The 7,237-nt window shown below is 44.3% G+C and carries 8 protein-coding genes; 3 read left to right on the top strand and 5 right to left on the bottom strand.

Annotated features, from left to right (window positions below):
- The first annotated feature begins 42 nt into the window (after nucleotides 1–42).
- Nucleotides 43–441 carry a single-stranded DNA-binding protein gene (locus tag AB5903_RS13055; RefSeq protein ID WP_005868746.1) on the top strand — a complete coding sequence of 133 codons (399 nt, stop codon included), beginning with the start codon at nucleotides 43–45 and terminating at the stop codon, nucleotides 439–441.
- A gap of 142 nt (nucleotides 442–583) precedes the next feature.
- Here the strand turns inward: AB5903_RS13055 and AB5903_RS13050 are convergent, their stop codons facing one another.
- Entirely contained in the window at nucleotides 584–784 is a 201-nt protein-coding gene (locus AB5903_RS13050; protein ID WP_202192709.1) for a hypothetical protein, read from the bottom strand.
- A gap of 597 nt (nucleotides 785–1,381) precedes the next feature.
- Here AB5903_RS13050 and AB5903_RS13045 point away from each other — a divergent pair.
- Together AB5903_RS13045 and AB5903_RS13040 are read left to right on the top strand one after the other, a co-directional pair.
- Nucleotides 1,382–1,792: a PcfK-like family protein gene (locus AB5903_RS13045; RefSeq protein ID WP_005868911.1), complete on the top strand. Its 411-nt coding sequence runs from the start codon at nucleotides 1,382–1,384 to the stop codon at nucleotides 1,790–1,792.
- Between the two features lies 1 nt (nucleotide 1,793).
- Nucleotides 1,794–3,041, top strand: a complete 1,248-nt coding sequence (locus AB5903_RS13040; protein WP_005868910.1) for a PcfJ domain-containing protein — start codon at nucleotides 1,794–1,796, stop codon at nucleotides 3,039–3,041.
- A 99-nt stretch (nucleotides 3,042–3,140) separates the two neighbouring features.
- On the opposite strand, the gene AB5903_RS13035 is transcribed toward AB5903_RS13040, so the two are convergent.
- The 4 genes from AB5903_RS13035 to AB5903_RS13020 all read right to left on the bottom strand — a co-directional run bounded on the left by AB5903_RS13035 (nucleotide 3,141) and on the right by AB5903_RS13020 (nucleotide 7,229).
- Nucleotides 3,141–3,626, bottom strand: coding sequence for a hypothetical protein (locus tag AB5903_RS13035; protein WP_005868909.1), 486 nt, complete (start codon nucleotides 3,624–3,626; stop codon nucleotides 3,141–3,143).
- A 53-nt stretch (nucleotides 3,627–3,679) separates the two neighbouring features.
- Nucleotides 3,680–4,705 carry a toprim domain-containing protein gene (locus tag AB5903_RS13030; protein WP_005868908.1) on the bottom strand — a complete coding sequence of 342 codons (1,026 nt, stop codon included), beginning with the start codon at nucleotides 4,703–4,705 and terminating at the stop codon, nucleotides 3,680–3,682.
- A gap of 135 nt (nucleotides 4,706–4,840) precedes the next feature.
- Nucleotides 4,841–5,260, bottom strand: coding sequence for a hypothetical protein (locus AB5903_RS13025; protein WP_005868906.1), 420 nt, complete (start codon nucleotides 5,258–5,260; stop codon nucleotides 4,841–4,843).
- Between the two features lie 22 nt (nucleotides 5,261–5,282).
- Entirely contained in the window at nucleotides 5,283–7,229 is a 1,947-nt protein-coding gene (locus AB5903_RS13020; protein ID WP_005868904.1) for a type IV secretory system conjugative DNA transfer family protein, read from the bottom strand.
- Nucleotides 7,230–7,237: the final 8 nt, after the last annotated feature.

Here is a 7,237-nt window from a genome sequence, read left to right as displayed (position 1 = left end):
GCACTGTAAAATTGATTAATTAACTTCTAAAAAATCAGAGATATGAAAAAGATTGAAAATTCATTCGCAGTAACAGGTTTTATCGGTAAGGATGCAGAAATCCGTAGTTTTGAAACAGCAAGCGTAGCACGCTTTTCTATCGCGGTCAGCCGTGCAGACAAGACAGGTGAAGAAACCTCTTATGTTTCCGCTTTCATGGGGATTGAAGCCTGGAGAAAGAATGAAGCACTGGATTCCTTCGATGTATTGAAAAAAGGTGAGCTGATAACCGTTGAAGGCTACTTTAAGCCGGAAGAATGGACGGATTCTAAAAGTGGGGAGAAGCGTAACCGCATTGTGATGGTAGCCACCAAGTTTTATCCGGCTCCGGAAAAAGAAGAAGAAAAACCGGATCAGCCTAAACAGAAGGCTGTCTCTAAAAAGAAAAAAGCAAGCAAATGATTGAAGCGGCCTAGTGCCGCTTTTTTTTGCTACATATCCGAGAGTGTTTTTGCGTTCACGCAGTATTCTTCCCCACCCTCCCCTTCATCGGAATGACTGTTCTCATTCCCGGTTTGCCCGTAGTCATCCGCTATGCGGCTGATTATGGGCAAACCAGAAAAGAGAAGTTCCAAACGTGGGCGGGATTGCAATGGTCATCATCCGGAGCTTCGGCATTGCCGAAACAACCTCCTTCTTCCGTATTGCAGTTCCTTCCTTTTACCGTTTGTCCCGGCAGTCCGTTGCTAACCCGTTCCCCCCTGTCACTTGTGGCAGGGAGATAGGAATACGGTTTTGCAAGCAAAACCGTATGGTTTGTTTTACTTTCCGTACTGCCCTTTTCCTTGTTTTCTGCCTCCCCTAATGTGCTTTTTTCATAGCTCCATCTGAGATCCTTTGTTTTTGAACGGCAAATTTATTTCGGTGGATGGATACGAAAGAGTTCCGGTCTTCGCCCTTTGTCCCGAAAAAAATAACGCCGGACGGCTTCGCTGTCCCCAACATTTTTTGTCGTCCAAAACTTTTCTTAATCCCTCCTTCCTTATTGTTGTGTGCCGTAAAAAAAAGGCTCATAAACTCAGATGGGGCATGAAAGCTCAAAAAAAAAGTCGGCAGAAAGAAAAGGCCATCCCGGAAAGGGGTTTTAAAAAAAGGTCTTTAAATCTAGCTGAAGCATAAAATTAGAAGTTTAACAAACTAAGTAGCAGAAGTATATGCAAATCATTCAATTTGTTTTTTCGGTCATCATCGCTCTTTGTGCAGTGGCTATGTTTGTCGGAGCGGTAATAACGCCAAGTCCGATAAAGGTTGTGTCGGTTACGTTGTTGGCTCTTATTTGCCTATTCTCCTTGTTTCTCGTGAAATTGGCTTATTGTGAAATGAAATCTAAAAATGATATACTATGAAAGTGTCAGAACAATTTAAAAGTACCATCAAGGCATACCTTGATAATATGGCAGCGGTGGATAGTCTGTTTGCTCCAGTCTATCAAAAACCTACAAAGAATATAGATAATTGCATTACCTATATTTTAAACCAAGTGAAGAAAAGCGGTTGCTGTGGTTTTAGTGATGATGAAATTTTTGGTATGGCGTTGCACTATTATCAGGAAGATAATATTGAGGTGGGTAGCCCATTGAAATGTAATGTAGTCGTAAATCATCATGTTGAATTGTCAGAGGAAGAAAAGAAAGCGGCTCGTGAGGCTGCTATCAAAAAATTGCAGGAGGAAGAATTGGCAAAGTTGAAGAAGCGTCAACAAGCTAAACGTGAGAACAACACCGAAGTACAAACCCAGTTAACTCTTTTTTGATATGAAACCCAAGACAAAATTACAAATGGAAATCGTGAATGGGAGCAGGAAGTTAGCTCCCGTTTCAGAGGCTCAAAAGCGTTATGCCTATAAACATTGCTTTGTGCATTATTTCAAGCGTGATGCAAAGGGGAATTGCTTTTGTTTGGATTGTGGGCATACATGGCGGGATAAGGAAGATAAGAAAAACTGTAAATGTCCTCATTGCGGTATGAACCTGAAATTGGAGAATAGCAGGAAAAGGACGGCTGTATATAAAGAATATTTTTGTGTGATTACTACATACAAGCAATATCAAGTTATCCGTTTTTTTATGGTGGACTGCCGGCTGAAAAAAGGGTCTCCGGCTAATTACTTTATAATTGAGGCGGTACAGTGTTGGATGAATAAAGAGGGCAAGACAGAAACGCTGTCTTTGCTGCGGGGCATGTCTATATTTTATTACGATGCATGGATATATGGAAGTTCTTTGGAATTGCGTAAGCGGAATGTGCATCATGACCGTATTTATGATATTTGCCCGGCAGTTATCTATCCGAGAATGAAAGTGATACCCGAACTTACGAGGAATGGATTTAAGGGTGCCTTTTATGATATTTGTCCGAGTTCCTTCTTTATGACATTATTAACTGATAATCGGATGGAGATATTATATAAGGCAGGGCAAATGAATTTGTTCTTGAGATTTTTAGAGAGAAAATACGGTATAGATAAGTATTGGACGTATGTAAAAATCTGTTTAAGACATGACTATGTGATACATGATGCGGACTTGTGGCTGGACTATGTGGATATGCTGATAGAAAATAAATTGGATGCGAGAAATCCTCATTATTTGTGTCCGTTGAATGTAGAAGAAGCGCATGATTGGGTGATGGGGAAATGTAAGAAAAAATATTCTGAAAAGGATGAAAAAGACTATATTGCTGCCAAATCACGTTTCTTTAATCTTTCGTTTGCGGATGGAAATATTATGGTTCGGGTATTGGAAAGCCTTTCGGACTTTTACAAAGAGGGAAAGTTGCTGCATCATTGTGTATTCAGCAACGCCTATTATAAGAGAGAAGATTCGTTGATAATGTCGGCAACGGTGGATGGAAGGCGCATGGAAACGGTGGAGTTTTCACTTAGCAGGATGGAGGTGTGCCAGTGTCGTGGAAAGTCTAACCAATTATCAGCCTATCATGACCGGATTCTGAATTTGGTACGGGATAATATACCGTTGATAAGGGAAAGGATGGTAGTGTAATGAATAGCCCACACATCTAAATGTGTGGGAGTTCTTTTTTGGAAGACGCCCAAAAAAGAACCCCAAAAAACGTTGTCGCTACACATCGTTACGCTCGGATTATTTGCTTGTCGGCTTTAGTTTGCCGATACATTTTTCCATGTCGGGGGACAATAGGAAAGAAGCCGTCTTTTTCTGCTGCACCCCTGAGTGTGGCTGGACGATGGCATACCTGCATTTTAATATCTTGCCGATAACTTCCGTACTGTCACGGTGCAGGTACATGGCTTTCATGGCATCCGTTGCTTTCAGGCTTTTTTCGGCTTCCATATAGGCGGAAAAGGACGGTTTGAATAAGGCACGGGGACTTTCCGCTTTCTGTATGACAGCGGATAATTGTGCGCTTTTGTTGTTCAGGTAGCACAGGCTGTCCGATACGGTGACGTCTTCTGTTTCCAACACTTCCAGTAGTTCGAACTTTAAATCCGTCCAGGTGCCGTGAGAATCTGTCTGAACCCATTCCGCAATGGCCTTCTCATAGCCGGGTTTGCTGCATGAGGAAAAGGCAATGAGCAGCATACAAAAAAATAAATGCTTGATATTCATATTGATCTGATTTTATAGGTTGTCGTATTATGTGATGGAGCAAATCTATGAGGTTACTGGCCGTCCTCCGTGGAGGAACAGATGCCACACGAGATTTTCAGATCATCGTTCCAATCCTTGTTTTCCGAAAGTTCGACGTTCTTCAGTTTCCGTACCTTGTTGCGGAGTTCATCGTTACTCAGGCTCTCGACATCAGTCGTATCGCCATGAAAGTAACGATGCAGCCATAGAGTGTACTTGTGCCCTTGTTTGTCGTTGTCAAAGATGCTCCGGAGCTCCTTTACCTGGTTCTTGTCAAGAATCAGGCGTAATAGCCTCATTTGTCCTTCCGTGAATGTCCCTTCCGTAGATACATATACAAGATTGAGGTCGTTTCCGGAATGGCGTAATTGATAGTGGGAGATACAGTCTATAAATGACTCCCCAATGTAGAGAATGTCTATCGGGCGGCTTTTGTCATGGTTGCTGGTCGCCAGACAGTCGAACTTGCCACCGATAATCCCTTTGAATGTTTCATTTCGTTGAGAAATGGCTTGCACACCGTTTTCATTGTACATCTTGATGCACACGTTGCGGTAAACACTCCCTTTGTTCTTTACCTCACGGATAAAGAAAGTGTCTTTGAAGAACCGGCTTTCAATGCTTTCTTTCAGGATACCTCTTTTCTGGAGATAATTGCCCTTGTAGGGTTGTAGCTGGCTCAAGTAGAATTGAAGTTCGTCCGCTCTCATGCTTGTGTTACCTACTTCATACCGGCTTTTTTCGGGTGTCGTGATGCGGTTGGTGTTGATGTAGTTCTGAAGGATCTCCCCCACCTCGCGCAAGGACGGCATTTTTCCGGTTGTTTCAAATAGATGTTCCTGCATCAGATCCATGATACTGCGGCCACGCACGCTGTCACTATGCACGTCCCAATAGGTGTATTGGTTCTGCGAGTTCCGCTTGATGACGATGGTATGCGTTCCGTTGCTCATTTTGGGACAGGAGTTGGAAGAGCCTTCCACGATTTTCCATCCTAGTTCCAGCAGGAAATCGGGCAGAGAAATGGTTGTTTTTATCTGATTGAAATCGACTTTCATAACGTTGACTGGATTAGTTGAATCTCATTTTATCTGAGCTTAGATTATAAATGAGAAAGATTATCTTTCATAAAGATAAGAAATATCATCTAAATATGGAAGAGAAAGTATATGTTTTTTGATTCGTCTGCATTTTTATTTCAAGGTACTGTAAACCAAATCAACAGTAGTGTCTATACCGGGAACGGCCTCCAACTGTTTGCTCTGGTTGAATACGCTTTCCCCGTCTTTTTTTATCTGCATGGTGATGATAGCACTCTCTTTTGAATAGAGAATGCCTTGCACGGTAATTTGGCTGACAGGCTTTTCCGTGCTGTATTCCGCTTTATCGGTGAAACTCTCATCTACGGAAGCTGCGGAGGTACCGGTGCGTTCGTTCCTGAATCTCACGCCGTCAAGATTATATATATGCACACTGCCTTTGGGTGAGGAACCGGTTACGGCTACGGTGATGTGATACATGCCGGCTTTGTCTGTTTCCGATTGGATTTCCTCTTTGTTGCATGAAGCGGCCAATAAGCAGGCTGCCGCTAATAATGAATGAATTTTTCTCATGGTAGGATTCTTTTGTTGAATGTTATCGGATGATTTTTTGTTCTGTCTTGTGTGTCCCGGTTGGCGGAACTGCTGACTTTTCTTTTAATTTGTCCTCTATCTTTTTGAGGATGGCGTTGACATCTTCAATGATTTTGATGTAGTTCTGCTGGATAATCTCTTCCAGGATTTCCAGTTCCATCTCTTCTTTGCCGTTGCCCAGTTTGACCGGTAAGGAGAAACGGGGTATCTCCTTCTCTTCAAAACGGCACATATCCATCTGCACGCTGAAGAATGGCGGCTTGCCTCCGGCAATCTTGCCAATGAAGTGTCCGGCTGCTTGTCCGGCAATGTCCCTTGCCTTTAAGACTTTTTCTTTTTGCAGGCTCTCCGTGACACTGTTATTGCCACCGGCTTGGTGTGAATAAGATTCTTGCGCTTCTTTCTTCTCCCCAAGCAAGTTCTCGATGTCTTTGGCGGTCTTCTCATTTCCGGTCATACCGTAAGCCTGCGTTCCGCAGGAGGCTTTCAGGATGTTGGCACTTTTCTCTCCATAGTCCCTGACCGCTTGGTTGAAGTCCTGAACGGCGAGAATGGTAGCGACATTGTGCTTCCGGGCGGTTCCGATGAAAGTGTCAATGCCTTGCAACAGGATGGTCGGAAATTCATCTACCATGAATATGCTGGTCGCTTTGCCGGGATTGTTCATCTGTGACATCAAGACGCTGCCGATGCAGGAAATAGCAGGGGAAACGGCTTCCTTGATGGTGGGCGCATTGCCTACGCATAACAGCGTTGGGTGTTCCTTGTTGGTTATATCCAAAGAGAACTCTTCTTCGGGAAGTGGCGACAACACCCAGAAGATGTATTTGTTGTTCAGGAGTACCAACGGAGTCTGTGCGGATGATACGGCTCCGGCTGTCTGCTGTTGTGCACCCAGTTTCCAGGCGGTCAGCATGGAGGACATGTTCAATGCGATTTCAGGATCTTCCGACAGCCAGTGGAATACTAGGTTGCTGTCAGAAAGGGCAAGGGCTATCACATGGGGCAGCGTACAGATACCAAGCTTCCTTTCCTTGAAACATTTATAGGCGATTGAATAGACGTAGTTGATGGCATTGTTGGCCCAAAAGTCGGTCTTTTCCTTCCAGCTTGCTTCCAGATTCTTCATCAGTGTCATGATGATATTGCGGATGAATAGCGATTCGTTTCCCTTTGACATGTATTGCGGAGAAAGTACGTTCACCCTGACCGTGCGTGACATATCCACAAAGTTGATATAGGCGAAACGGGGTGTTTCCATCCCCTTGTTCCGGAAATGTTCGATGCTTCCGTATGCGATACGTGAGAGGATGGGTGACTTGTCCTTGGTGGGATCACCCTCCCAATCGTACACGAATCCGGCATAGTTGCGCTCGGCGCACTGGTAGATGATTCCCTTGATCCAGCTCTCTGATTTACCGCTTCCCGGACCGCCGTCGATATAGACATTCTGCTGCGGCTTATGGATGACCAGCGGCCCGGAGGCGGTTTCAAAGCGGAAGTAGAAAGCCGATTCTTCCCGGCTTAACCCGAAAATGCTATCATCGGATTGGGCATGACGCCGGATGAAATAAGGCAGAGTCTTGATGACAAGCAGCGTGTACGCTACGAATAGAATGGGAAATACAAATAGGTTATACCACGCTGATAACCGGCTGAATCCGACAACCAGCATGGATGCCGTAACCAGTGTCATACTGGTGTAAACCCATTTCTTGTTTTCGTCTTTCACTTTGCCAACCGGAAAGAGAAAAGCGAGGCCTCCGATCAGGATAACGTAGAGAAACCGGAATAGGATATCCTTCTCCATCAGCCTTTCCCACATGGCCGGATTACGTAGTGGAGCGTATAATCCCGTAACGATAGCCCACTGAAACAGTACGGCTGTCCCGATGAGCGTGGATAGCAGGATCAGGATGAATGACAGGTCTTTCTTCTCTCTTTCCATGGCCGTTG

This window comes from Bacteroides sp. 2201st1_D9_2201SCRN_220225 (genome assembly GCF_040928965.1).
Taxonomy (GTDB): domain Bacteria; phylum Bacteroidota; class Bacteroidia; order Bacteroidales; family Bacteroidaceae; genus Bacteroides; species Bacteroides stercoris.
The sequence above is the reverse complement of the archived record's forward strand: the minus strand, read 5'-3'. Positions and strand labels throughout refer to the sequence as shown.